Genomic DNA, 23,830 nt, shown 5'->3' on the forward strand with positions numbered 1-23,830 from the left:
CAATTTAACAATTACGGCAATTTCAGGCCTGCAGCACAATTCTCAATTAACAAGGTTGCACAAAGTTGCAACATGGTAGATATTTCTACGCAACCTCATCACTGCACAGAAGCGAACTTCGCCAAATCAATCACTCGGCGTCCGGGCGGCAAATTTATCAGCATCCGGCGACATCGTTAACCGTGTGGCCGTAGCGCGCTAATGCAGCCAATAAAGAGGCGGGTTGAAGGATAAAGCGAATGACCAATAACAGGAGTTCCTGACATGGGCACCACCACCATGGGTGTAAAACTTGACGACGCGACGCGCGAACGTATTAAATCCGCGGCGAGCCGTATTGACCGTACGCCGCACTGGCTGATTAAGCAGGCCATTTTCAATTATCTGGAAAAGCTGGAAAACGACGAGACGCTACCTGAGCTACCGGCGTTACTTTCCGGCGCGGCTAACGAAAGCGATGAAACGGGCAGTCCGGGCGATGAGCCCTGGCAGCCGTTCCTCGAATTCGCTGAGCAGATCCTGCCGCAGTCCGTCTCCCGCGCGTCAATTACCGCCGCCTGGCGTTGGGCCGAAACCGACGCCGTGCCGATGCTGCTGGAGCAGGCTCGCCTGCCGCAGAATCTCGGCGAGCAGGCCCACAAGCTGGCATATCAGCTGGCGGAGAAGCTGCGCAACCAGAAAACCGCCAGCGGCCGCGCAGGAATGGTGCAGAGCCTGCTGCAGGAGTTCTCGCTCTCGTCGCAGGAAGGCGTGGCCCTGATGTGCCTGGCGGAGGCGCTGCTGCGCATTCCCGACAAAGCCACCCGCGATGCCCTGATCCGCGACAAAATCAGCAACGGCAACTGGCAATCGCATATCGGCCGCAGCCCCTCGCTGTTCGTCAATGCCGCCACCTGGGGGCTACTGTTTACCGGCAAGCTGGTCTCGACCCATAACGAAACCAGCCTGTCGCGTTCGCTGAACCGTATTATCGGCAAGAGCGGCGAACCGCTGATTCGTAAAGGCGTCGATATGGCGATGCGCCTGATGGGCGAGCAGTTCGTCACCGGCGAAACCATCGCCGAAGCGCTGGCCAATGCCCGCAAACTGGAAGACAAAGGCTTCCGCTACTCCTACGATATGCTGGGCGAAGCAGCGCTGACCGCCGACGATGCCCAGGCCTATATGGTTTCCTATCAGCAGGCTATTCATGCCATAGGCAAAGCCTCGAACGGCCGGGGTATTTATGAAGGGCCGGGCATTTCGATTAAACTCTCCGCGCTGCATCCGCGCTATAGCCGCGCCCAGTACGATCGCGCGATGGATGAGCTTTACCCGCGCCTGAAATCGCTAACCCTGCTGGCGCGCCAGTACGATATCGGTATCAACATTGACGCCGAAGAGGCCGATCGCCTGGAGATCTCACTCGATCTGCTGGAAAAACTCTGCTTTGAGCCGGAGCTGGCGGGCTGGAACGGGATTGGCTTTGTGATCCAGGCCTATCAGAAACGCTGCCCGTTTGTCATTGACTACCTGATCGACCTGGCTACCCGCAGCCGTCGCCGCCTGATGATTCGTCTGGTAAAAGGCGCCTACTGGGATAGCGAAATCAAACGCGCGCAGATGGACGGGCTCGAAGGCTATCCGGTCTATACCCGCAAGGTTTATACCGATGTCTCCTATCTGGCCTGCGCGAAAAAGCTGCTGGCGGTGCCGAACCTGATCTATCCGCAGTTCGCAACGCATAACGCCCACACCCTGGCAGCGATTTATCAGCTCGCCGGACAAAACTACTACCCCGGTCAGTATGAGTTCCAGTGCCTGCACGGCATGGGCGAACCGCTGTATGAGCAGGTGACCGGCAAAGTCGCCGATGGCAAACTCAACCGTCCCTGCCGTATTTATGCGCCGGTGGGCACCCACGAAACGCTGCTGGCCTACCTTGTGCGTCGCCTGCTGGAAAACGGCGCTAACACCTCGTTCGTGAACCGCATCGCCGACAGCACCCTGCCGCTGGATGAGCTGGTTGCTGACCCGGTCGCCGCCGTGGAAAAACTGGCCCAGCAGGAAGGTCAGGTTGGCCTGCCGCATCCGAAAATCCCGCTGCCGCGCGATCTCTACGGCAAGGGGCGCAGTAACTCAGCCGGTCTGGATCTGGCCAACGAGCATCGCCTGGCCTCCCTCTCTTCCTCGCTCTTAAACAGCGCGCTGCATAAATGGCAGGCGCTGCCGATGCTGGAACAGCCGGTTGCCGAAGGCGAAATGCAGCCAGTCATCAACCCGGCGGAGCCAAAAGATATCGTCGGCCACGTGCGCGAAGCCAGCGAGGCTGAAGTTCAGCTGGCGCTGACCAGCGCGGTCAACAACGCGCCGATCTGGTTCGCCACCCCGCCGCAGGAGCGCGCGGCGATCCTCGAACGCGCTGCGGTACTGATGGAAGGCCAGATGCCAACGCTGATGGGTATCCTGGTGCGCGAGGCGGGAAAAACCTTCAGCAATGCCATTGCCGAAGTGCGTGAAGCGGTGGATTTCCTGCACTATTACGCAGGCCAGGTGCGCGCGGATTTTGATAACGAAACCCATCGTCCGCTCGGCCCGGTAGTGTGTATCAGCCCGTGGAACTTCCCGCTGGCAATCTTTACCGGCCAAATTGCCGCCGCGCTGGCGGCCGGCAACACCGTTCTGGCGAAACCCGCGGAACAGACGCCGCTGATCGCCGCTCAGGGCGTCGCTATCCTGCTGGAAGCGGGCGTACCGCCGGGGGTTATTCAACTGCTGCCGGGCCGCGGAGAAACCGTCGGTGCGGCGCTGACTTCCGACGAGCGCGTTCGCGGCGTGATGTTCACCGGCTCAACCGAAGTCGCCACCCTACTGCAGCGCAATATCGCCAGCCGCCTGGATGCTCAGGGTCGCCCGACGCCGCTCATCGCCGAAACCGGCGGCATGAACGCGATGATCGTTGACTCTTCCGCCCTGACCGAACAGGTGGTGATCGACGTTCTTGCCTCGGCGTTCGACAGCGCGGGACAGCGCTGCTCTGCGCTGCGCGTGCTCTGCCTGCAGGATGATGTCGCCGACCATACGCTGACGATGCTGCGCGGCGCGATGGCCGAGTGCCGGATGGGCAATCCGGGCCGCCTGACCACCGATATCGGGCCGGTTATTGACGCCGAAGCCAAAGAGAACATTGAGCGCCATATTCAGACGCTGCGCGCCAAAGGGCGCAAAGTCTTCCAGGCGGTGCGCGAAACCAGTGAAGATTCGCGCGAGTGGACCAGCGGTACTTTCGTTCCACCGACGCTGATCGAACTCGACAGCTTCGACGAGCTGAAAAAAGAGGTCTTCGGCCCGGTGCTCCACGTGGTGCGCTATAACCGCAACGAGCTGGACGGGCTGGTTGAGCAGATCAACGCCTCGGGTTATGGCCTGACCCTGGGCGTGCATACCCGTATCGACGAAACCATCGCGCAGGTCACCGGCAACGCCAACGTCGGCAACCTGTACGTCAACCGTAATATGGTTGGCGCCGTGGTCGGCGTGCAGCCGTTCGGCGGCGAGGGCCTGTCGGGTACGGGTCCAAAAGCCGGCGGCCCGCTGTATCTGTACCGACTGCTCTCCAGCCGGCCGCAGAACGCAGTCGGGATCACCCTCGCCCGCCAGGATGCGGAGTACCCGCTGGACGCGCAGTTGAAAACGCTGCTGGAGAAACCGCTGCTCGCGTTACAGCAGTGGGCTAAAGACCGCCCGGAACTGCAGGCCCTGTGCCAACAGTTCAGCGAACAGGCGCAGGCCGGTACCCAGCGTCTGCTTCCGGGCCCAACCGGTGAGCGCAACACCCTGACCTTTATGCCGCGCGACCGCGTGCTGTGCGTCGCCGATAACGAGCAGGACGCGCTCACCCAACTGGCGGGCGTGACCGCCGTGGGGTGCGAAGTGCTGTGGCCTGACGCGCCTCTGCAGCGCGAGCTGGCGAAAAAGCTGCCGCGCGAAGTCAGCGAACGGATCCACTTTGCCAAAGCGGAAACCCTGGCGAGCGAGCCTTTCGATGCGGTTATCTACCACGGCGATTCCGATCAGCTGCGTGAGCTGTGTGAACAGGTAGCGGCGCGCGATGGCGCGATTGTTTCGGTGCAGGGCTTCGCCCGCGGCGAGAGCAATCTGCTGCTGGAGCGGCTCTATATTGAACGTTCGCTCAGCGTCAATACCGCCGCAGCCGGCGGCAACGCCAGCCTGATGACGATTGGCTAAACCGTTTCCCGGCGGCGATGCTGCGCATCTGTCCGGCCTACCGGATCGCAGACGGCTGTAGACCGGTCGCCCGGGCAAGGCGCTCCGCGCCGCCCCCGGGAAAGCAGACGGCACAACGTCAGCTAATGACACCAGACGCAGGCTGTGGTTAATTAAGGCTCCCGGACGGGAGCTTTTTTTATGGGAGTTGACCAATGAAACGCACTTTACTCGCTTTTGCCGCGCTGCTGGCAAGCACCCATGCGCTGGCGGACGAATGTAGCAACGCCAGCAATCAAACGGAAATGAACCAGTGCACCGCCGAGCAGTACCAGGCTGACGACAAAAAATTAAATGAAACGTATCAGGAAGCGCTGAAGCGCGCCTCTGAAAAACAGCAGGAACTGCTGAAAAAAGCGCAGCTGACGTGGATTGCCCTGCGCGACGCCGACTGTCAATTCCTCGCCTCCGGCGCAGAAGGCGGCAGCGTACAGCCGATGCTGATCAACCAGTGCATGTCCGATAAAACCGTCGAGCGCGAGTCGTATCTCGCTTCGCTGCTGCAGTGCGAGGATGGCGATCAGAGCTGCCCGCTGCCGCCCGCCAATTAACGCACCCGAATCCCTTCGATAATCATCCGCTGGACGTTATCGACGGTTTGCTGAAAAAACGCCTCATCGCGCAGCGTCGCGCCGGTTACCGCCTCAACCTGAGTGGCGAAATCGGCGTAATGCTGCGTAGTCGCCCAGATCATAAAGATCAGATGCTGCGGGTCGACGGGCGCCAGCCTGCCGCTCTCAACCCAGCCGGAAATAATCGCCGACTTCTCATCTACCAACGCTTTCAGATCGCCGGTCAGCTCGCCCATCAGCAGCGGCGCACCTTGCAGCATCTCCAGACAAAACAGCTTTGACGCCTGCGGGTGATCGCGGGAAACCTCCAGCTTAAGGCGAATATATTCGCCGATGGCCACCAGCGGACTGATGTCTTCACGAAACGCCTTGAGCGGCGCCAGCCAGATAGCCAGGATCTGCTGCAGCACCGCGATATACAGTGCTTCTTTCGAGGGGTAGTAATAGAGCAAATTGGTTTTCGACACCCCGGCCAGCTCGGCAACCTGCTCAAGCCGCGTGCCGTGAATGCCATACTGCGAGAACGCGTCCAGCGCGGCGGCCAGAATAGCCTCTTTTTTTGCGCTCACCGCCTGTGAACGTTTGCCGATCTTTTTCACGCCGCCCTGTGCCATGCATTATCTCCTTCATTTCCCGCCATCAGCATAGCAAAAGCCCAGCGCCGGCACGACTCTGTGCACCCCGATTGCGCACGACTGCGGCTTTTTCGTGCACCGATTTTGACCATTCAGTCCACTTTTATTGCTGCCATTTTCAGCAACCATAACGCAACACATTAATAACATTAGCCTTTGTAAAACTGGCATCGCCTTTGCTTTATCTTTCAGGCGAGGTGATTGAGGGAGATGCAGGATGCAGCGCCGCGCCTTCTTGTTCAACGACATGCAGAGAGGTAGGTATGAAAATTGGTGTCTTCGTTCCGATTGGTAATAACGGCTGGCTGATTTCCACCCATGCTCCCCAGTACATGCCGACGTTTGAGCTCAATAAGGCTATCGTGCAAAAAGCCGAACACTACGGCTTCGATTTCGCGCTATCGATGATCAAACTGCGCGGCTTCGGCGGCAAAACCGAATTCTGGGATCATAATCTGGAGTCTTTCACCCTGATGGCCGGACTGGCCGCCGTGACTTCACGCATCCAGATCTACGCCACCGCCGCCACCCTGACCTTGCCCCCGGCGATCGTCGCTCGCATGGCCTCAACCATTGACTCTATCTCCGGCGGCCGCTTTGGCGTCAATCTGGTCACCGGCTGGCAAAAGCCGGAGTACGAGCAGATGGGCATCTGGCCGGGCGATGACTATTTTGCCAGCCGCTATGACTACCTCACCGAATATGTCCAGGTCCTGCGCGACCTGTGGGGAACCGGGCGCAGCGACTTCAAAGGCGACTACTTCACCATGAATGACTGCCGGGTCAGCCCGCAGCCGTCGCAGCCGATGAAGGTCATCTGCGCCGGGCAAAGCGATGCCGGTATGGCGTTCTCCGCCCAACACGCTGACTATAACTTCTGCTTCGGTAAAGGCGTGAACACCCCTGCCGCCTTTGCCCCCACCGCCGCCCGGATGATGCAGGCGGCGGAAAAAACCGGCCGCGACGTCGGCTCCTACGTCCTGTTTATGGTGATTGCCGACGAAACCGACGAGGCAGCCCGGGCCAAATGGGAGCATTACAAAGCCGGCGCGGATGACGAGGCGCTGGCGTGGCTGACCGAACAGAGCCAGAAAGACACCCGTTCCGGCAGCGACACCAATGTGCGCCAGATGGCCGATCCCACCTCGGCGGTCAATATCAACATGGGCACTCTTGTGGGCTCCTACGCCAATGTCGCCCGAATGCTCGACGAGGTGGCGGCGGTTCCCGGCACCGACGGCGTGCTGCTGACGTTTGATGATTTCCTTATCGGTATCGAAGCCTTTGGACAGCGCATTCAGCCGCTGATGCGCTGCCGCGACCATATTGCCACCATGACTCAAGAGGTTGCCTGATGATTACCCTGCCCGCTCGCCCGGAATCCCTGACCTTCGCGCCGCTGCAAAGCGCGCTGATCGTCGTCGATATGCAGAACGCCTACGCCAGCCAGGGCGGCTATCTCGACCTCGCCGGCTTTGATGTTTCCACCACCCGACCGGTTATCGACAATATCAACCTCGCCGTGGCCGCCGCGCGCGCCGCCGGGATGCTGGTTATCTGGTTTCAGAACGGCTGGGATGACCAGTACGTGGAGGCCGGCGGCCCCGGTTCGCCCAATTTTCATAAATCCAACGCGCTGAAAACCATGCGCCAGAACCCGGAGCTGCAGGGCAAGCTGCTGGCGAAAGGCGGCTGGGACTATCAGCTGGTCGATCAGCTTAAGCCGCAGCCCGGCGATATCGTGCTGCCGAAACCGCGCTACAGCGGCTTCTTTAATACCGCGCTCGACAGCATCCTGCGCAGCCGCGGCATCCGCCATCTGGTGTTTACCGGCATCGCCACCAACGTCTGCGTGGAATCAACCCTGCGCGACGGCTTTTTCCTCGAATATTTCGGCATCGTGCTGGAGGACGCTACGCACCAGGCCGGTCCGGCGTTTGCCCAGCAGGCGGCGCTGTTTAATATCGAAACCTTCTTTGGCTGGGTCAGCGATGTCGCCAGCTTCTGTAATGCCCTTGAGCCCGCCGCGCCGCACGCATTTACCGAGGAGAAACGTTATGCCTAAACAGGTGATTATTCCGCCAGGCACCTCCGCGCCTATCGCACCGTTTGTTCCCGGCACGCTGGCCGACGGCGTGGTTTACGTCTCCGGCACCCTGCCGTTCGATAAGCAAAATAACGTGGTTTACATCGGCGACCCAAAGGCGCAAACCCGCCACGTGCTGGAAACCATCAGGAGCGTTATCGAGACGGCGGGGGGCAGTATGGCGGATGTGACCTTCAACAGCATCTTTATCACCGACTGGAAAAACTACGCCGCGATTAACGAAGTCTACGCGGAGTTCTTCCCCGGCGACAAACCGGCGCGTTTCTGCATTCAGTGCGGGCTGGTGAAGCCCGAAGCGCTGGTGGAGATCGCCACCGTCGCCCATATCGGGAAACCGGCATGATGAAGCTGAATATCTCCCCGGCGCCTTATCCCGGCGCGCCGGTGGTGGTTCTGAGCGCCGGGCTCGGCGGCGCGGGCGGCTACTGGCTGCCGCAGCGTTCGGCGCTGGAAGCGCACTACCAGCTGGTGAGCTATGACCACAACGGCACCGGCGAAAACGGCGGCCCGTTGCCCGCCAGCTATAGCATGGCGCAGATGGCGCAGGAGCTCTACGCGGCGCTGCTGGAGGCGGGTATTGGGCGCTTTGCGCTGATCGGCCACGCCCTGGGGGCGCTGATTGGCCTGCAGCTCGCGCTGGACCATCCCGAAGCGATAAGCGCCCTGGTACTGGTGAACGGCTGGCTGACGCTCTCCCCGCATACCCGCCGCTGCTTCCTGGTCCGCGAGCGCCTGCTGCACGCGGGTGGCGCGCAGGCGTGGGTAGAAGCGCAGCCGCTGTTCCTCTATCCGGCGGAGTGGATGGCTTCTCGCCTGCCGCGTCTGGAGGCCGAAGACGCGCTCGCCATCAGCCATTTCCAGGGCAAAGAGAATCTGCTGAAAAGGCTGAATGCCCTCAAGCAGGCCGACTTTTCGCGCCGGGCGGCAGCCATCGTCTGCCCGACGCTGGTTATCAGCGCCGCTGACGATCTGCTGGTCCCGGCCTCCTGCTCCCGCCTGCTGCAGGCGGCAATCCCCGACAGCCAGCTGGTGGAAATGGCCTGGGGCGGCCACGCCTGCAACGTCACCGATAGCGCCACCTTTAACCCTATTTTATGCGACGGGCTGGCCGCGATGCTGCCCGTACCCCAGGAGAACCTATGAGCGAAGCTATTAGCCCGGCCGCCTGCGCCGCGCTGTTCACCGAGGCCCGAACCCACAACGGCTGGCTGGATAAGCCGGTCAGCGACGCGCAGCTGCGCGAACTCTACGACTTGCTGAAAATGGGGCCGACCTCCGCCAACTGCTCCCCGGCGCGCTTCGTTTTCGTCCGCACCCCGGAAGGTAAAGAGAAGCTGCGCCCGGCCCTGTCGAGCGGCAACATCGCGAAGACCCTGCAGGCGCCGGTCACCGCTATTGTCGCCTGGGACCGCGCGTTCTATGACCGGCTGCCAGAGCTGTTCCCCCACGGCGACGCCCGCAGCTGGTTTACCTCCAGTTCGCAAATGGCGGAGGAGACCGCCTTTCGCAACAGCTCATTGCAGGCGGCATACCTGATTTTCGCCTGCCGCGCGCTGGGCCTGGATACCGGTCCGATGTCGGGTTTTGACCGCGAAAAAGTCGATGCGGCGTTTTTTGCCGACGGCGCCTGGAAAAGCAACCTGCTGATTAATATCGGCTACGGCGATCCCGGTAAACTGTACGCGCGCCTGCCGCGTCTGTCCTTTGATGATGCCTGCCAGCTGGTATAAGGAGCCCGCATGTCTCTTGCCGATAAACAAAGCTTTCGCGACGCCATGGCCCACGTCGGGGCGGCGGTGAACATTATCACCACCGATGGTCCCGCAGGCCGCGCAGGATTTACCGCCAGCGCGGTTTGCAGCGTCACCGACGCGCCGCCCACGCTGCTGGTCTGCCTGAATCGTTCAGCCTCAGTATGGCCGATCTTCAGCCAGCATCAGGCGCTGTGCGTTAATACCCTGGCGGCCGGTCAGGAAGGACTCTCGAACCTTTTCGGCGGTAAAACGCCGATGGCGGAGCGCTTCGCCGCCGCCGACTGGCAAACCGGCGCGACCGGCTGCCCGCGTCTGGAGGCAGCGCTGGTCAGCTTCGACTGCCGCATCAGCCAGATCGTCAGCGTCGGGACGCACGACATTCTGTTTTGCGAAGTGGCGGCGATTGTTCGCCATCCGGAACCGCGTGGACTGATGTGGTTCGATCGCGGCTACCACACGCTGATGCGTCCAGCCTGTTAACCCTAAACCCAGGATCTCATCATGGCTCTCTTCGATTTTCCTCGCTGGCAGTTAACCTCCCCCTCCGCCGCGTCCGGCGTCGTGGCCCCCGATGAACGGCTGTCGGTCGGGCAAACTGTGGTGATGGGCGTTCAGCACGCGGTGGCGATGTTTGGCGCAACCGTTCTGATGCCAATCCTGATGGGGTTAGATCCTAATCTGTCGATCCTGATGTCCGGCGTCGGCACCCTGCTGTTCTTTTTGGTCACCGGCGGGCGCGTGCCGAGCTACCTTGGTTCCAGCGCCGCCTTTGTCGGCGTGGTCATCGCCGTCACCGGCTTCAACGGCCAGGGGCTTAACCCGCACCTTAGCGTCGCGTTGGGCGGAATTATCCTCTGCGGACTGGTGTATACCCTGATTGGTCTGGTAGTGATGAAACTCGGTACCCGCTGGATTGAGCGGCTGATGCCGCCAGTGGTCACCGGCGCGGTGGTGATGGCGATTGGTCTTAATCTGGCCCCCATTGCGGTTCGCAGCCTATCAGCGACGCCGTTCGACGGCTGGATGGCGGTGCTGACCGTGCTCTGCATCGGCCTGGTGGCAGTGTTTACCCGCGGGATGCTGCAGCGGCTGCTGATCCTCGTCGGGCTGATTATCGCCTGCGCCCTCTACGCGCTGCTGGCCAACGGCCTCGGGCTGGGCAAGCCGCTGGATTTTAGCCTGCTTGCGCAGGCGGCGTGGTTCGGTTTGCCGCAGCTGACCGCCCCGACCTTTGACGGCCAGGCAATGATGCTGATCGCTCCGGTGGCGGTAATTCTGGTGGCGGAAAATCTCGGCCACCTGAAGGCGGTTGCCGGGATGACCGGGCGCAATATGGACCCGTATATGGGCCGCGCGTTCGTCGGCGACGGGCTGGCAACGATGCTCTCCGGCTCGGTTGGCGGCAGCGGCGTGACCACCTATGCGGAGAATATCGGCGTGATGGCGGTCACCAAAGTGTACTCGACGCTGGTGTTCGTCGCGGCGGCGCTGATTGCGATGCTGCTTGGGTTTTCACCGAAATTCGGCGCGCTGATCCATACCATTCCGGGACCGGTGATCGGCGGCGCATCGATCGTGGTGTTTGGCCTGATTGCCGTCGCGGGCGCGCGAATTTGGGTACAGAATCGGGTGGATCTGAGCCAGAATGCGAATCTGATTATGGTGGCAGTGACGCTGGTGCTGGGGGCGGGCGATTTTGCGCTTTCGCTCGGTGGCTTTACCCTCGGCGGGATCGGCACGGCCACCTTCGGCGCGATTCTGCTCCACGCTCTACTTAACCGCCGTCCGCGTGAGGCCGGGCAAACCAACGTCACCCCGGTATGAAAGCGTGCAACGCCAGCAGACCCGTACCGGGCAATCCCCGGTCGCGCTGCGCTTACCGGGGCGACAAAACAGCGCCAACCCGTAGCCCGGCTAAGGCATTAGCCGCAGGCCGGGGGCTACTTCCGCTTAGCGGCATCTGCATGCATCGGGATAAAAAAAACCGCCGACTACACGTCGGCGGCGAGGGCGATGGGGTTTGCTCTGGAGATTAACCCCTATCGGCAGACAATCAGGACGGCGCTAGCTATCGCGGCTGCCGTGACTGTTTTTTCCCCCTTTTTTACCAGCTTCGGAAGCGCGCTGAGGATCGTTTTTAAAGTTCCCCCCGCTATGCTGGCCACCTTTACGACCTGCTTCTGATGCTCTTTCACGGTCTTCAGCAAAGTTGCCGGTACCGCCACGATGGTTTGCCATTACTGACCTCCATTTAGGTTAGACATCATGCTGCATTAGGTGAAACAAAAGGCCTTAGCCTCCGCGATCCCATTTTCCGATCGCGTACTGTTAAGGTTAGCGAATGCAGAAGCGGCTGTAGGGAGATAGTCATATCCTGAAATAGATTTCTGATAACAACCGCCGCTATGGCGCACATTCTGCGCTAAGCAACTCTTATGACAGCCTAAAATAGCGCCGCCAAAGATGTATCTTTTTGCAACAGCCGCTATTTTTTGCATTTTTGTTATAAATCAAACAAATGATTGTTACATTTGCACTCTTCGCCAGAGATCTTATCTTTAAAGGTAGCCAGTCGTCTGGCTGGCGCATAACGCAACCGAGGAGTGATGCAAATGGCTAAGATTCTGGTGCTTTATTATTCAATGTACGGACACATCGAGACCATGGCGCATGCCGTCGCCGAAGGGGCTAACAAAGTCGATGGCGTGGAAGTGGTCGTGAAGCGCGTGCCGGAAACCATGCAGGCAGAGGTTTTTGCCAAAGCAGGCGGGAAAACACAAAACGCCCCCGTTGCCACACCGCAGGAGCTGGCTGAGTACGATGCCATCATCTTTGGTACCCCTACCCGCTTCGGCAACATGTCCGGGCAGATGCGCACCTTCCTCGATCAAACTGGCGGTCTGTGGGCATCCGGCGCGCTGTACGGCAAACTGGCCAGCGTATTCAGCTCAACCGGTACCGGCGGCGGTCAGGAACAGACCATCACCTCCACCTGGACCACCCTTGCCCACCACGGGATGATCATTGTGCCGATTGGCTACGGCGCTCAGGAGCTGTTTGATGTCTCGCAGGTTCGCGGCGGCACGCCTTACGGCGCCACCACCATTGCCGGCGGCGACGGATCGCGTCAGCCAAGTGAAGAAGAATTGGCCATTGCCCGCTATCAGGGTCAACACGTTGCAGGTCTGGCAGTTAAATTACACGGTTAATCTTCAGCAGGAGGAAAAGCATGCCGAATCAAGAAGCAAAGGCCCACCGCGTGGGTGAATGGGCAAGTCTGCGCAATACGTCTCCTGAAATTGCCGAGGCAATTTTTGAACTCGCCAATTATGATGAAAAGCTGGCGGAGAAAATCTGGGAAGAAGGCAGCGATGAAGTCCTGCCCCGCGCCTTCGCCAAAACGGACAAAGACTCGCTGTTCTGGGGCGAACAAACCATCGAACGCAAGAACGTGTAGCCCGGACAGGTACGCAGTACCGCCTCCGGGAGTTATTGCATGAGCTTCCCGGAGGCGGCGCGTTGCGCCAGTCCAGGCGACAACACCCGGCTAAACATCGGCAGCAAGACCCGGATTGCTCCGGGTTTTTTATGCTCTGCTACTTTGTCGCCTCGGCCATCGCCTTTTTAAAGGTATCCATTGGGCAGAAGCCGTTGTCATCCACAGGACAACCGTTCAGCGCCAGCGTTACCCGCTGCGGCGGCGATTGCAGGGTCAGCGCATCGGCATTACGCAACTGCTCGGTGCTTTGGTACAGATACTCGATCTTCATCAAATCACGATTGCCGCTCTTATCATGCCAGCGCTGGAACACCAGCTTGCCGCCGATGGGCGTACGTTCGTACTGGTTGTGCAGCTGATAAGGTTTAAAATCCAGCGCCGTCAGCAGCGAGGCGATATTAGAGTCGTGCCCCACCAGCAGCGTCACTTTCGCCGACTTCGCCGCGTCCCCTACCAGAACGTTATCAATATATTTCACCAGCGGTTTGGCCACGTTGCGCGCCACTTCTGGCGAAGTAAACAGACTGTCCTGATAGCCGTTTTTCAGCTTCGACAGCACCTGCCACTGCTTATCGCTGTTAATTTCACCCCACGCCACCTGGTCTTTCGGGAAACCTTCATAATATTGCAGCGTAAAGGCGTCAACCAGCGAGTTGCCGACTTTAAGCGGCCCGGAAACGCCCGGCTCCTGCTGATATTTGGCGCTAAAGGTATCTTTCGCGTCGCTCAGCGAGCACTGCTGCTTCTCTTTGCAGGACGGGGAGTTACGGTAGTCTGTCATCTCCTCCAGCAGCTTATAGCTTTCGCTCAGCTGCATCCCCTGCCGCTCTTTCTCCATCGCCTGTACGGCCTTTTCGCTGAAGGCGGCGGAATCATCGGTGATCACCGGATTAAACGTCGGGTCCATGGTGCCCATTTTTTCCTGATGATGTACGGTCACGCCGCAGCCGGGGAACGCGCCGGTGATAAAGAACTGCGCGGTGGCGACGGTACGCTGCAGGCTATTGGCATAGGCGTAGACCGCGTTCTCCGGCGGGCATTCGCCGCTGGTCACCACTCCCTGCTGCGCCAGCCATTCGCGCATATAGTGCCCCATGTAGACTTCCAGCACTCCGCCCTTGGTGGTCAGCTGTCCACCGGGGACATCCCACTCTGGCCAGGACTTTGGCGTGGATTGCTCCAGCACGCTGCCGTTGTTCGCCAACGGCGCGCGCAGGTTATGGCGGCTCATGATCAGCACCTGCTGAAGCTGGTACCCTTCCGGTGCGGCCGGTTCCTGCGCCTGAACGCCAGCGGACAGTAAAACAGCGCCGGCCACAGCGGCGGCGAGTAGACTTTTTCTCATCCCTTCATCCTCAGTCAGTGATTATCATCGCCTTGATTGTGACAAATTTATGACATTTTTCCGGGCAATGGCTCGCAAAGTACGGAAAGAAATACGCTTTCCGCGATGACCGAGGGTCGCAAAATCAGTGAACAGGATTACTGCGGCAGCGGTACTGCCGCCAGAGTGCAGATAGCCTCATGCTCGCCGCCGTGATGGTCAACGATGACCACTTTATCTCCGGCTTTTTTTCCTTCGCAGGGTTTTAAAATCCGTTCGACAACGCGTTCATGGATAGATTGATGGCCGGAATCGGCCAGGCTGCTTGCTGACGTCGCCATCAGCAGCAGCCCAGCCAGCCCGACGATATGCTTATTCACCATTGATTACTCTCGCCCCCTATTTAAGCGGGCCAAGGGTAGCAGCCTGCCGGGCCGTGGTCTGTAAATTCGCTTAAACGAGTGTTACTCCGTTCATTTTTTCATCACCGTCGAGCTTTACTCTTCACATTTATTCATGTAAATAATAATTTCATTGCTCGGCTGGCTGTCTATTCTCGTCCGACTCATCGGGTCATCTTTAAGAAATATCCCGATGCTATTATCCCGATATCACGGTATTTTTTCTCCATGTTAAACATAACATTAGGTTAATCTATGTCAGGTATCCTGCTCTTTATCGTCGCGGTGGTTTTGCTGGGAGTCGCGGTCTACAGCCTGGTCTCCTACGTCAAAGATCGGCGCTCCGCGCAACTGCCAACTCATAAGAAAAAGAAATAATTCATCCTTACTATTCTTACCTTTTGCCCCTGCTATTTCTTACCGACCGCCTGATTTCAAACGAGAATGACAAAAAAGAAGGCAGGCGCTTTCGCCTGCCTTTGTGTCGGCGTAAAAAATGGTTACGATTCCCAGGCCTGCTCCGCTTTAGCGCCGTCAAACTGCGGCGGCGGTTTACGGAAACGGCGGGTCAGGTAAGTCAGATAGAGTAACCCCAGCCCCGCCCATATCAGACCGAGCGTCAGGGATGTCGCTTCCAGATTAATCCACAGCACCCCCACCGTCAGCGCGCCGACCATCGGGAGCAGCAGATAGTGAAAGCGATCCTTCCACGTTTTGTTAAAGCCTTTACGCCGCCAGAAGTGGTTGAACACCGATAGATTAACGAAGGTGAATGCTACCAGCGCGCCAAAATTAATCAGCGCCGTGGCGGTAACCAGGTCAAAGAACAGCGCCGACAGCGCGACAATCCCCACCATGATCACGTTGAGCGCTGGGGTACGCCACTTCGGATGGACGTAGCCAAAAATACGCTCCGGGAAAACGTTATCGCGGCCCATGACGTACAGCAGTCGTGAAACGCTGGCGTGCGACGCCAGGCCGGAGGCCAGCGTATTCACAAACGTCGTGCACAGGAAGATCGACTGGAACAGCTTGCCGCCGACGTAGAGAGCAATCTCCGGCAGCGCCGCATCCGGATCTTTAAAACGGCTGATATCGGGGAAAAAGAGCTGCATAAAGAACGAAGCGGCAATGAAAATCACTCCGCCATAGACCGCGGTCAGAAAGATCGCCTTCGGGATTACCCGCGCGGCGTCCGGCGTCTCTTCGGAAAGCGTAGTCACCGCATCGAAGCCGAGGAATGAAAAGCAGACGATCGTCGCCCCGGTAATAATCGGGATCAGGTGCGCATTCTGGCTGATAAAAGGCTGCAGCGACCAGACGGTGCCCACCCCTTCCCCTTTATGCAGCCCCTGCACCACCAGCACGATAAAGACCACCATAATCGAGATCTGCACCAGCACGAACAGGGTGTTGAAGTTCGCCACCAGATTGACGCTTTTCAGATTCGCCGCCGTCAGAATCGCGACAAAGGTCACCACCCATACCCAGGGCGGCACGTCCGGAAACAGCGCGGAAAGATAAATCTTCGCCAGCAGCACGTTGATCATCGGCAGGAACAGATAATCCAGCAGCGACGACCAGCCCACCATAAAGCCGACGTGCGGGCTGATCGATTTCTGCGCATAGGTGTAGGCTGAGCCCGCCTGGGGAAACTGGCGCACCAGCTTGCCGTAGCTGATGGCGGTAAACAGCACGCCGGCCAGCGCCAGCAGATAGGATGCCGGAACGTGGCCGTTGCTGATGCCGGAAACAATGCCGAAAGTATCAAAAACCGTCATCGGCGTCAGATAGGCGAGGCCCATCATCACCACCTGCCACAGCTTGAGGGATTTGCGCAGGCGCGGTTTCCCCGCCCCGGAGGCGTTGTCGAGAGAGGGATTAATAGCCATGGCCATTTCCCCCGCTGCACGCCTGGGCTTGCGGTCGTAGAGACCGGGAAACCAACCTGCTTCGCAACGGGGTTAATGGCAAATCAAAAGGTAAAAAGAACCGACGAGCGGCGGTAGCGGCGCATTCCATGCGGCCATGACGGCCCCCTTCTCCCTGCGGATATTTAAACATCTGCATCATTTCCTACCTCGTTACACACTGTGTCGTTAACTGAAGCCCCGTTGCCGCCTGCGCTCCTTAACGCGGCATCCGGGAATGGCTGGGCTCCCAGCAAAAACGTCCGACCAGGCTCCGCTCAGGCCGTATGATGCTACTCGTGATAATGCTAAAGCGCCCCTTGCGGGGCGAAAATCAGGCGTTTTTCAACATCCACTCAATTTCAGTCTCTGTGATCAGACGCTCAAATTGCAGTAATTCGTCATTTTTACAGGCGTGATAAACGTGGCAGAAGCGTTCGCCAAGCCGCTCGCGCAGGTGGTCGTTTTGCATAAACTCCCACAGCGCATCGCTCTGGCGAATCGGGAACGGCAGCCCCTCCTGCTCAAGGCCGTTGCCTTCCACCTCTTCCTGTAACGGCAGCGGATTATCCAGCCCGTGGAGGATGCCGGCAAAAATCGCCGCCATCACCAGGTACGGGTTGGCATCCGCCCCGGCCACCCGATATTCGACGCGATGGTTGTGCCGATCGCCGCATGGAATGCGCAGCGCCACCGTCCGGTTGTTATGCCCCCACGACGCCTGGGTCGGCACATACATTCCCGGCTGGAAACGGCGATACGAGTTCACGTTCGGCGCCAGCAGCGCCATCGACGCCGGCATCAGATCGATCATCCCGGCGAGCGCGCGTTTTAACATCGCGGAATCTTCACCGTCGGCGTCAGCCAGCACGTTCTCGCCTTTGTTGTTCTGCATGCTGATGTGGATATGCATCCCGCTACCGGCGTGCTCTTCATAGGGTTTCGCCATAAAAGTGGCGTGCATCTTATGCTTCTCCGCCATTAAACGCACGAGACGTTTTAACGCCAGCGCATCATCGCAGGCATCGAGTACGTTATCGGTATGGTGGAGGTTGATTTCAAACTGGCCGGGAGAAGCTTCCGCCACCGCGCCGTCGGCGGGGATCAGCTGGAGCTGGGCGATCTCATCGATATCGTTAAGCACGTCGGCAAAATGGTTGAGGTTATCGACGGAGTAAACCTGGCTTTGGGTATTGCGATCGCCGGTTCCGGGCGCGCAAGGCGGCTGCAGGTAGCCTTCCGCGTCGCGCTTGCGGTCAAGTAAATAGAACTCCAGCTCTACCGCTACCACGGGGAACAGCCCGCGCTGGCGCAGCTGCTGCCAGAGGCGGTTCAGAACGTTCCGCGGCTCAACGTCAAAGGGAGCGCCATCTTCATCAACCATGGTCAGCAGAACCTGACCAATGTATTCCGGGTCCGCCGCGGACGGGGTTAAGGTCCCCAGCACCGGCACGCAGGTGCGATCCGGTTCGCCCATCTCCTGGCCGAGCCCCGCCTCTTCCACCACGTTGCCGAGAATATCCATGGCAAATACCGAAGCCGGGAAATAGCAGCCCTTCTCCAGCTTGTTCAGGCTGGAGACCGGGATCCGCTTACCGCGGAAGCAGCCGTTCAGATCGGTTAACAGCACATCAACGTATTGCGTATTGGGGTAACGCTCAAGGTAGCGCTTCACTTCCCAGGTGAATGCGCTGACCCGTCTCTCTTCCGACTGCTGAACAAAATTCTCAACTTCTACGATATTGGTTTCCATGATTCACCGCCGTTGTTGTAGTTTCGGACCCTGAATTGCACTGTTAAATATAATGTCCACCCTTCGAATGTGTATGCAAACAAATTGTTTGTCAAATGTTAAATTAAGTTTGCAAAGGGCAATATCCACTGCTAGATTGAGAAAATATTGAACGAAATGGCCGTTTTACCCGCTAACCCGGTCATAATTTAGTCCACTTTGTGAGGGCGATCATGGAAAATATAATGTACAAGCCAGTTATTGGCGTAGTGATGTGCCGAAACAGGCTTAAGGGTCACCAGACCCAGACTCTGCAAGAGAAGTACCTGAACGCGATTGTTCACGCCGGCGGCGTACCGATTGCCCTGCCGCACGCGCTGGCCGAGCCGGAACTGCTTGCTACGCTACTGCCGAAACTGGACGGCATTTATCTGCCCGGTAGCCCGAGCAACGTACAGCCGCACCTTTATGGTGAAAACGGCGATGAGCCTGACGCCGATCCCGGGCGTGATCTTCTGAGCATGGCGCTGATTAACGCCGCGCTCGAAAGGCGCATCCCCATTTTCGCCATCTGCCGTGGACTACAGGAACTGGTTGTCGCCACCGGCGGGACTCTGTATCGTCGTCTGTTCGAGCAGCCTGAGCTTCTTGAGCACCGCGAAGACCCCGAACTTCCCGTCGAGCAGCAATACGCGCCCTCGCATGAAGTTCAGGTTCAGGAGGGAGGATTACTTTCTCAGTTAATACCGGGCTGCAACACGTTTTGGGTAAACTCGTTACACGGGCAGGGAGCAAAAACGACGGGTCCACGGCTGCGCGTGGAAGCGCGTTCTCCGGACGGGCTAGCGGAAGCGGTCAGCGTTAACGACCATCCTTTCGCCCTCGGCGTGCAGTGGCATCCTGAATGGAACAGTAGCGAATACGCCCTGTCGCGAATGTTGTTTGAAGGTTTTATCACCGCCTGTCAGAACTATATCGCTGAAAAACAGCGACTCTGACCACTACCGTTAAGGAAATGCAAATATGAGCGATGACGGACTGGCGCCAGGGAAACGTTTGTCAGCGATCCGCCAACAGCTGGGTCTCTCACAGCGTCGTGCCGCCGAACTGTCTGGGTTAACACATAGTGCCATCAGCACCATAGAACAGGACAAAGTCAGTCCTGCCATCAGCACGCTGCAAAAGCTGCTGAAAGTCTACGGGCTGTCGCTCTCGGAATTCTTTTCTGAACCAGAAAAACCGGCTGAACCGCAGGTGGTTATCAATCAGGACGATCTGATTGAAATCGGCAGCCAGGGGGTATCGATGAAGCTGGTTCACAATGGCAATCCGAACCGCACGCTGGCGATGATATTTGAAACGTACCAGCCTGGAACCACAACCGGGGAGAGGATCAAGCATCAGGGTGAAGAGATAGGCACCATACTGGAGGGTGAAGTCGTGTTGACCATTAACGGTCAGGCGTATCACCTGGTGGCTGGGCAAAGTTATGCCATTAACACCGGCATACCGCATAGCTTCAGCAACACTTCGGCAGGTATCTGCCGAATTATCAGCGCCCATACTCCCACCACCTTCTGATTTATTAGCCTGAGCCTTTCTCAGGTTTTCTTCAGGCCTGCGCCGCCCGGGGTGAATTCCGGCGGCGCGAAGATAACGCAGTTCACCTTGCGCAATGCGGAAAAACGTTTTCCGCTGGCCCCGGATAATTCAAGCCTGTTAATGGGCAATTTAAACGGTACTCAACCCCGGGGACGCCCTGCGCCCTGAGGGTCTGAAATCACCACTTTTTTTCCGATTATGTCATTAAGGAGTCATGATGGATTTTCACAACCTGGCTTACTGGCAAGAAAAAGCAAAGAACATCGCGATTGAAACGCGGTTATTTATTAATGGCGAATACAGCGCCGCCGCCGATAACAGCGTGTTTGCCACCATCGACCCTGCCGCCCAGCAAACGCTCGCCGAAGTCGCGCGCGGCAAAAAGGCCGATGTCGATCGCGCGGTCCAGGCCGCCCGCAGCGCATTCGAGCGCGGCGACTGGTCGCAGGCCTCTCCTGCCCAGCGTAAAGCGGTCCTGAATAAGTTTGCCGACCTGATGGAGGCCCATTGCGAAGAGCTGGCGCTGCTGGAAACCCTGGACACCGGCAAACCGATCCGTCACAGCCTGCGCGACGATATCCCCGGCGCCGCCCGCGCGATTCGCTGGTATGCCGAAGCTATCGATAAAGTCTACGGCGAAGTTGCCCCTACCGGCGGCAACGAACTGGCCATGATCGTCCGCGAACCGATTGGCGTGATTGCGGCGGTGGTGCCGTGGAATTTTCCGCTGCTGCTGGCCTGCTGGAAACTTGGCCCGGCGCTGGCGTCAGGTAATAGCGTAGTGCTCAAACCGTCGGAAAAATCCCCACTCAGCGCCCTGCGACTCGCGGGCTTAGCGAAAGAGGCCGGACTGCCGGACGGCGTGTTCAACGTAGTGAGCGGTTTCGGCCATGAAGCCGGCCAGGCGCTGGCGCGGCATCCTGACGTCGAAGTGATTACCTTTACCGGTTCTACCCGCACGGGTAAACAGCTGCTGAAGGACGCAGGCGACAGCAATATGAAACGCGTCTGGCTGGAGGCGGGCGGTAAAAGCGCCAATATCGTTTTTGCCGACTGTCCGGATCTGCAAAAAGCGGTTAACGCTACCGCCGGCGGTATTTTTTACAACCAGGGCCAGGTCTGTATCGCCGGAACCCGCCTGCTGCTTGAGGAGAGCATTGCCGACAGGTTTCTCGATCTCCTTAAAGAGCAGGCCAAAGGCTGGCAGCCGGGCAATCCGCTCGACCCGAATACCGCCATGGGCATGCTGATCGACAACAGCCACGCCGATAGCGTCCACAGCTTTATTCGCGCCGGCGAAGCGCATAGCACGCTGCTGCTGGATGGACGCAAAAATCCGTGGCCCGCGGCGGTTGGCCCGACCATTTTCGTTGACGTCGATCCCGCCTCCGCGCTCAGCCAGGAGGAGATCTTCGGCCCGGTGCTGGTGGTCACCCGTTTTAAAACCGAAGAGCAGGCGCTGGCGCTGGCCAACGACAGCCGCTATGGCCTCGGCGCGGCGGTCTGGACCCGCGATCTCTCCCGCGCGCACCGCATCAGCCGCCGTCTGAAAGCCGGCTCCGTCTTTGTAAACAACTACAACGATGGCGATATGACCGTGCCGTTCGGCGGCTATAAGCAGAGCGGCAACGGACGCGATAAGTCGCTGCATGCGCTGGAAAAATTCACTGAACTGAAAACTATCTGGATTGCCCTGGAGTCTTAATCATGACCGAACATACCACCAGCTATTACGCCGCCAGCGCCAACCGCTATGAACCGTTCCCGGCGCTGGAAGAAACGATCGGCTGCGACGTCTGCGTCGTCGGCGGCGGCTATACCGGCCTCTCTTCGGCGCTGCATCTGGCCGAAATGGGCTACGATGTGGTGCTGCTGGAAGGCGCGCGCATCGGCTTCGGCGCCAGCGGACGCAACGGCGGCCAGTTAGTTAACTCCTATAGCCGCGATATCGACGTCATCGAGAAAACCTACGGCCCGGACGCGGCGAAAATGCTCGGCAGCATGATGTTTGAAGGCGGCGATATTATTCGCGAGCGCATCCAGCGCTATCAGATTGCCTGCGACTATCGCCCCGGCGGGCTGTTTGTCGCGATGAATCATAAACAGCTGGAAACTCTGGAAGAGCAGAAAGCCAACTGGGAGCGCTACGGCAATACCCAGCTGGAGCTGCTGGATGCCAGCGCTATTCGCCGCGAAGTCGACAGCGATCGCTACACCGGCGCCCTGCTGGATCGCAGCGGCGGCCATATCCATCCGCTCAACCTGGCAATTGGCGAAGCTGACGCCATTCGGCTAAACGGCGGCCGGGTGTACGAGCAATCACCGGTTACCCGCATTCAGCACACCAGCCCGGCGGTAGTGACCACCGCGCGCGGACAAGTGACCGCTCGCTACGTGATCGTCGCCGGTAACGCCTATCTCGGCGATAAGATCGAGCCGGAGCTGGCGAAACGCAGCATGCCGTGCGGCACCCAGGTGGTCACCACCGCACCGCTGTCTGAGGAACTGGCGCGCTCGCTGATCCCGAAAAATTACTGCGTGGAGGATTGTAACTATCTGCTGGATTACTACCGTCTGACCGCCGATAACCGTCTACTGTACGGCGGCGGCGTGGTCTACGGCGCGCGAGATCCGGACGACGTTGAGCGATTGATTATGCCGAAGCTGCTGAAAACCTTCCCGCAGCTGAAGGGGGTGAAAATCGACTACCGCTGGACCGGCAACTTCCTGCTGACCCTCTCACGGATGCCGCAGTTTGGCCGCCTCGATAACAATATCTATTATATGCAGGGTTACAGCGGCCACGGGGTCACCTGTACCCACCTCGCCGGACGGCTAATTTCGGAGCTGCTGCGCGGGGACGCCGAACGTTTTGACGCCTTCGCGAAGCTGCCGCACTACCCGTTCCCCGGCGGACGCAGCCTGCGCATTCCGTTTACCGCCATGGGCGCGGCTTACTACAGCCTGCGCGATCGGCTCGGCGTTTAATCCCCCCGGCCGACGGCGCCCGCCGTCGGCAATATCGCCGCCCCGCACTGCTGCGGAAAGCGCTGCTGAAAGTAGTGGCGTAAAAACTCCACGGTGGTGCGAATTTTGGCCGAAGTCGCCAGCCGAGACACGTATACCGCCCAGATATTGGCGGGCTGATAGTACTCCGGCAGCAGCTGTACCAGATTGCCGCTGGCGATATTCTCCTTTACGTCCCACCATGAGCGCAGCGCAATCCCCTGCCCGTCGAGGCACCACTGATGGACGATTTCACCGTGGTTTGACGACAGCGGCCCGGTCACTTTGATGGCGTGCTCACCTTCTTTATCATCGCGCAGCTGCCAGACGCCAAAAGGCCGGTCGCGCTCTTTGATCACCAGACACGGCAGCGCGGCAAGGTCGCTCAGCTGTTTCGGCGAGGGATGGCGGGCGACAAACGCCGGCGAGGCGCAAAGGATACGATGATTGCTGGCAAGCTGGCGGGCTATCAGGTTGGGCGCAATATCGTCGCCGACGCGAATATCCAGATCGACCCCTTCATTAGCCAAATCTACCAGCCGGTCGGCGACGTCGAAACGGATCTCCAGCTGCGGGTAGCGGCGGGCCAGCTCGGAGAGCGCCGGCGCGACCACCCGCCGACCAAAGCCAAAGCTGCTGATGATCCGCAGCGTTCCCTGCGGCACCTGCCGCACATCGGAGAGCTCATCCATCATCTGGTCGACATCCTGCAGAATGCGCTGTCCCCATTCGTAGATGCGCTCGCCCTCTTCGGTGATAGCCACTCGCCGGGTAGTGCGGTGCAGCAGCTGGACGTTAAGGGTTTGCTCCAGCAGCGATACGCGTTTGCTGACAAATGCCGGAGAGACGCCGAGCTCTTCCGCAGCGGCGGCAAAACCGGCGCGGCGGGCTACCAGCATAAAAACGCGTAAGTCGTTCAGCAGCGGAAGATTATTCATGATTCGTGTTTTATGTTTCACCAGTTGACGGGATTAATTATGAATTAGTCAATTATAGGATAGAGATGAAGTCAATTTTCCTTA

23 protein-coding genes are annotated in these 23,830 nt (G+C 58.9%); 16 read left to right on the forward strand and 7 right to left on the reverse strand.

All coding sequences use genetic code 11. From position 1 onward, the window contains the following. Window positions 1-264: 264 nt before the first annotated feature. Together putA and ABLV11_RS12610 are read left to right on the forward strand one after the other, a co-directional pair. A complete protein-coding gene (gene putA / locus ABLV11_RS12605; RefSeq protein WP_348855325.1) occupies window positions 265-4,227 on the forward strand; it encodes a trifunctional transcriptional regulator/proline dehydrogenase/L-glutamate gamma-semialdehyde dehydrogenase in 3,963 nt (1,320 codons plus the stop codon). A gap of 194 nt (window positions 4,228-4,421) precedes the next feature. Next, on the forward strand, window positions 4,422-4,817 hold the full coding sequence (locus ABLV11_RS12610) for a lysozyme inhibitor LprI family protein (protein WP_004100983.1): 396 nt from the start codon (window positions 4,422-4,424) through the stop codon (window positions 4,815-4,817). On the opposite strand, the gene rutR is transcribed toward ABLV11_RS12610, so the two are convergent. Next, entirely contained in the window at window positions 4,814-5,452 is a 639-nt protein-coding gene (rutR, locus tag ABLV11_RS12615) for an HTH-type transcriptional regulator RutR (RefSeq protein WP_004100981.1), read from the reverse strand. The genes ABLV11_RS12610 and rutR overlap by 4 nt on opposite strands. A 284-nt stretch (window positions 5,453-5,736) precedes the next feature. On the opposite strand from rutR, the gene rutA reads away from it, so the two are divergent. Genes rutA through rutG form a run of 7 tightly spaced genes read left to right on the forward strand, consistent with a single transcriptional unit; the run spans window position 5,737 to window position 11,158 of the window. Then, window positions 5,737-6,828 carry a pyrimidine utilization protein A gene (gene rutA / locus ABLV11_RS12620; RefSeq protein ID WP_004100980.1) on the forward strand — a complete coding sequence of 364 codons (1,092 nt, stop codon included), beginning with the start codon at window positions 5,737-5,739 and terminating at the stop codon, window positions 6,826-6,828. Beyond that, on the forward strand, window positions 6,828-7,538 hold the full coding sequence (rutB, locus tag ABLV11_RS12625) for a pyrimidine utilization protein B (protein WP_004100975.1): 711 nt from the start codon (window positions 6,828-6,830) through the stop codon (window positions 7,536-7,538). Before rutA ends, rutB begins: the two co-directional genes overlap by 1 nt. Next, entirely contained in the window at window positions 7,531-7,923 is a 393-nt protein-coding gene (gene rutC, locus ABLV11_RS12630) for a pyrimidine utilization protein C (RefSeq protein ID WP_004112085.1), read from the forward strand. Before rutB ends, rutC begins: the two co-directional genes overlap by 8 nt. Next, window positions 7,920-8,723 (forward strand): pyrimidine utilization protein D, encoded by an 804-nt coding sequence (gene rutD, locus ABLV11_RS12635; protein WP_064373044.1) that lies wholly within the window; start codon window positions 7,920-7,922, stop codon window positions 8,721-8,723. Before rutC ends, rutD begins: the two co-directional genes overlap by 4 nt. After that, window positions 8,720-9,310, forward strand: coding sequence for a malonic semialdehyde reductase (locus tag ABLV11_RS12640; protein ID WP_004112075.1), 591 nt, complete (start codon window positions 8,720-8,722; stop codon window positions 9,308-9,310). The genes rutD and ABLV11_RS12640 overlap by 4 nt, the downstream gene beginning before the upstream one ends. A 9-nt stretch (window positions 9,311-9,319) precedes the next feature. Next, window positions 9,320-9,814 carry an NADH-dependent FMN reductase RutF gene (gene rutF, locus ABLV11_RS12645; RefSeq protein WP_004100971.1) on the forward strand — a complete coding sequence of 165 codons (495 nt, stop codon included), beginning with the start codon at window positions 9,320-9,322 and terminating at the stop codon, window positions 9,812-9,814. Window positions 9,815-9,835: 21 nt separating this feature from the next. Next, window positions 9,836-11,158, forward strand: coding sequence for a pyrimidine utilization transport protein G (gene rutG / locus ABLV11_RS12650; RefSeq protein WP_348855327.1), 1,323 nt, complete (start codon window positions 9,836-9,838; stop codon window positions 11,156-11,158). Between the two features lie 240 nt (window positions 11,159-11,398). Here rutG and ABLV11_RS12655 read toward each other — a convergent pair whose 3' ends face one another. After that, window positions 11,399-11,572 carry a general stress protein gene (locus tag ABLV11_RS12655; protein ID WP_004100969.1) on the reverse strand — a complete coding sequence of 58 codons (174 nt, stop codon included), beginning with the start codon at window positions 11,570-11,572 and terminating at the stop codon, window positions 11,399-11,401. Window positions 11,573-11,946: 374 nt separating this feature from the next. Here ABLV11_RS12655 and wrbA point away from each other — a divergent pair, with 374 nt between their 5' ends. Beyond that, entirely contained in the window at window positions 11,947-12,543 is a 597-nt protein-coding gene (wrbA, locus tag ABLV11_RS12660; protein WP_004100968.1) for an NAD(P)H:quinone oxidoreductase, read from the forward strand. Window positions 12,544-12,563: 20 nt separating this feature from the next. Continuing rightward, window positions 12,564-12,791 (forward strand): YccJ family protein, encoded by a 228-nt coding sequence (locus ABLV11_RS12665; RefSeq protein WP_004100967.1) that lies wholly within the window; start codon window positions 12,564-12,566, stop codon window positions 12,789-12,791. A 139-nt stretch (window positions 12,792-12,930) separates the two neighbouring features. Here the strand turns inward: ABLV11_RS12665 and agp are convergent, their stop codons facing one another. Beyond that, the gene (agp, locus tag ABLV11_RS12670; protein ID WP_004100966.1) at window positions 12,931-14,178 is read right to left on the reverse strand and encodes a bifunctional glucose-1-phosphatase/inositol phosphatase; all 1,248 of its coding nucleotides are present in this window, start codon (window positions 14,176-14,178) and stop codon (window positions 12,931-12,933) included. Window positions 14,179-14,315: 137 nt separating this feature from the next. Next, entirely contained in the window at window positions 14,316-14,540 is a 225-nt protein-coding gene (locus ABLV11_RS12675; protein WP_004112069.1) for a hypothetical protein, read from the reverse strand. A gap of 273 nt (window positions 14,541-14,813) precedes the next feature. On the opposite strand from ABLV11_RS12675, the gene ABLV11_RS12680 reads away from it, so the two are divergent. Next, window positions 14,814-14,936 carry a small membrane protein gene (locus ABLV11_RS12680; RefSeq protein WP_004100963.1) on the forward strand — a complete coding sequence of 41 codons (123 nt, stop codon included), beginning with the start codon at window positions 14,814-14,816 and terminating at the stop codon, window positions 14,934-14,936. A 122-nt stretch (window positions 14,937-15,058) separates the two neighbouring features. Here the strand turns inward: ABLV11_RS12680 and ABLV11_RS12685 are convergent, their stop codons facing one another. Both ABLV11_RS12685 and puuA read right to left on the reverse strand, forming a co-directional pair. Beyond that, entirely contained in the window at window positions 15,059-16,450 is a 1,392-nt protein-coding gene (locus ABLV11_RS12685) for an APC family permease (protein ID WP_004100961.1), read from the reverse strand. Between the two features lie 352 nt (window positions 16,451-16,802). Next, window positions 16,803-18,221 (reverse strand): glutamate-putrescine ligase, encoded by a 1,419-nt coding sequence (gene puuA / locus ABLV11_RS12690; RefSeq protein ID WP_004112067.1) that lies wholly within the window; start codon window positions 18,219-18,221, stop codon window positions 16,803-16,805. Between the two features lie 224 nt (window positions 18,222-18,445). Between puuA and puuD the strand changes: the two genes are divergently transcribed. The 4 genes from puuD (at window position 18,446) to ABLV11_RS12710 (ending at window position 22,790) form a co-directional block, all read left to right on the forward strand. Next, window positions 18,446-19,198, forward strand: coding sequence for a gamma-glutamyl-gamma-aminobutyrate hydrolase (gene puuD / locus ABLV11_RS12695; RefSeq protein ID WP_160887670.1), 753 nt, complete (start codon window positions 18,446-18,448; stop codon window positions 19,196-19,198). A 25-nt stretch (window positions 19,199-19,223) separates the two neighbouring features. Continuing rightward, on the forward strand, window positions 19,224-19,781 hold the full coding sequence (puuR, locus tag ABLV11_RS12700) for an HTH-type transcriptional regulator PuuR (protein WP_004100955.1): 558 nt from the start codon (window positions 19,224-19,226) through the stop codon (window positions 19,779-19,781). Between the two features lie 238 nt (window positions 19,782-20,019). Continuing rightward, window positions 20,020-21,507 (forward strand): aldehyde dehydrogenase PuuC, encoded by a 1,488-nt coding sequence (gene puuC / locus ABLV11_RS12705; protein ID WP_016807390.1) that lies wholly within the window; start codon window positions 20,020-20,022, stop codon window positions 21,505-21,507. Window positions 21,508-21,509: 2 nt separating this feature from the next. Further along, window positions 21,510-22,790, forward strand: a complete 1,281-nt coding sequence (locus ABLV11_RS12710) for an FAD-binding oxidoreductase (protein ID WP_004112063.1) — start codon at window positions 21,510-21,512, stop codon at window positions 22,788-22,790. On the opposite strand, the gene ABLV11_RS12715 is transcribed toward ABLV11_RS12710, so the two are convergent. Further along, window positions 22,787-23,767 carry a LysR substrate-binding domain-containing protein gene (locus ABLV11_RS12715; protein WP_160887672.1) on the reverse strand — a complete coding sequence of 327 codons (981 nt, stop codon included), beginning with the start codon at window positions 23,765-23,767 and terminating at the stop codon, window positions 22,787-22,789. The two genes, ABLV11_RS12710 and ABLV11_RS12715, sit on opposite strands and share 4 nt — an antisense overlap. Window positions 23,768-23,830: the final 63 nt, after the last annotated feature.

Source organism: Klebsiella sp. GW_Kp181 (genome assembly GCF_040062315.1).
Lineage (GTDB): Bacteria > Pseudomonadota > Gammaproteobacteria > Enterobacterales > Enterobacteriaceae > Klebsiella > Klebsiella oxytoca.

Bases quoted from the DNA above. Each gene is read 5' to 3' on its own strand.
- putA (WP_348855325.1), top strand. From the start codon at position 265: ATGGGCACCACCACCATGGGTGTAAAACTTGACGACGCGACGCGCGAA.
- ABLV11_RS12610 (WP_004100983.1), top strand. From the start codon at position 4,422: ATGAAACGCACTTTACTCGCTTTTGCCGCGCTGCTGGCAAGCACCCAT.
- rutR (WP_004100981.1), bottom strand. From the start codon at position 5,452: ATGGCACAGGGCGGCGTGAAAAAGATCGGCAAACGTTCACAGGCGGTG.
- rutA (WP_004100980.1), top strand. From the start codon at position 5,737: ATGAAAATTGGTGTCTTCGTTCCGATTGGTAATAACGGCTGGCTGATT.
- rutB (WP_004100975.1), top strand. From the start codon at position 6,828: ATGATTACCCTGCCCGCTCGCCCGGAATCCCTGACCTTCGCGCCGCTG.
- rutC (WP_004112085.1), top strand. From the start codon at position 7,531: ATGCCTAAACAGGTGATTATTCCGCCAGGCACCTCCGCGCCTATCGCA.
- rutD (WP_064373044.1), top strand. From the start codon at position 7,920: ATGATGAAGCTGAATATCTCCCCGGCGCCTTATCCCGGCGCGCCGGTG.
- ABLV11_RS12640 (WP_004112075.1), top strand. From the start codon at position 8,720: ATGAGCGAAGCTATTAGCCCGGCCGCCTGCGCCGCGCTGTTCACCGAG.
- rutF (WP_004100971.1), top strand. From the start codon at position 9,320: ATGTCTCTTGCCGATAAACAAAGCTTTCGCGACGCCATGGCCCACGTC.
- rutG (WP_348855327.1), top strand. From the start codon at position 9,836: ATGGCTCTCTTCGATTTTCCTCGCTGGCAGTTAACCTCCCCCTCCGCC.
- ABLV11_RS12655 (WP_004100969.1), bottom strand. From the start codon at position 11,572: ATGGCAAACCATCGTGGCGGTACCGGCAACTTTGCTGAAGACCGTGAA.
- wrbA (WP_004100968.1), top strand. From the start codon at position 11,947: ATGGCTAAGATTCTGGTGCTTTATTATTCAATGTACGGACACATCGAG.
- ABLV11_RS12665 (WP_004100967.1), top strand. From the start codon at position 12,564: ATGCCGAATCAAGAAGCAAAGGCCCACCGCGTGGGTGAATGGGCAAGT.
- agp (WP_004100966.1), bottom strand. From the start codon at position 14,178: ATGAGAAAAAGTCTACTCGCCGCCGCTGTGGCCGGCGCTGTTTTACTG.
- ABLV11_RS12675 (WP_004112069.1), bottom strand. From the start codon at position 14,540: ATGGTGAATAAGCATATCGTCGGGCTGGCTGGGCTGCTGCTGATGGCG.
- ABLV11_RS12680 (WP_004100963.1), top strand. From the start codon at position 14,814: ATGTCAGGTATCCTGCTCTTTATCGTCGCGGTGGTTTTGCTGGGAGTC.
- ABLV11_RS12685 (WP_004100961.1), bottom strand. From the start codon at position 16,450: ATGGCTATTAATCCCTCTCTCGACAACGCCTCCGGGGCGGGGAAACCG.
- puuA (WP_004112067.1), bottom strand. From the start codon at position 18,221: ATGGAAACCAATATCGTAGAAGTTGAGAATTTTGTTCAGCAGTCGGAA.
- puuD (WP_160887670.1), top strand. From the start codon at position 18,446: ATGTACAAGCCAGTTATTGGCGTAGTGATGTGCCGAAACAGGCTTAAG.
- puuR (WP_004100955.1), top strand. From the start codon at position 19,224: ATGAGCGATGACGGACTGGCGCCAGGGAAACGTTTGTCAGCGATCCGC.
- puuC (WP_016807390.1), top strand. From the start codon at position 20,020: ATGGATTTTCACAACCTGGCTTACTGGCAAGAAAAAGCAAAGAACATC.
- ABLV11_RS12710 (WP_004112063.1), top strand. From the start codon at position 21,510: ATGACCGAACATACCACCAGCTATTACGCCGCCAGCGCCAACCGCTAT.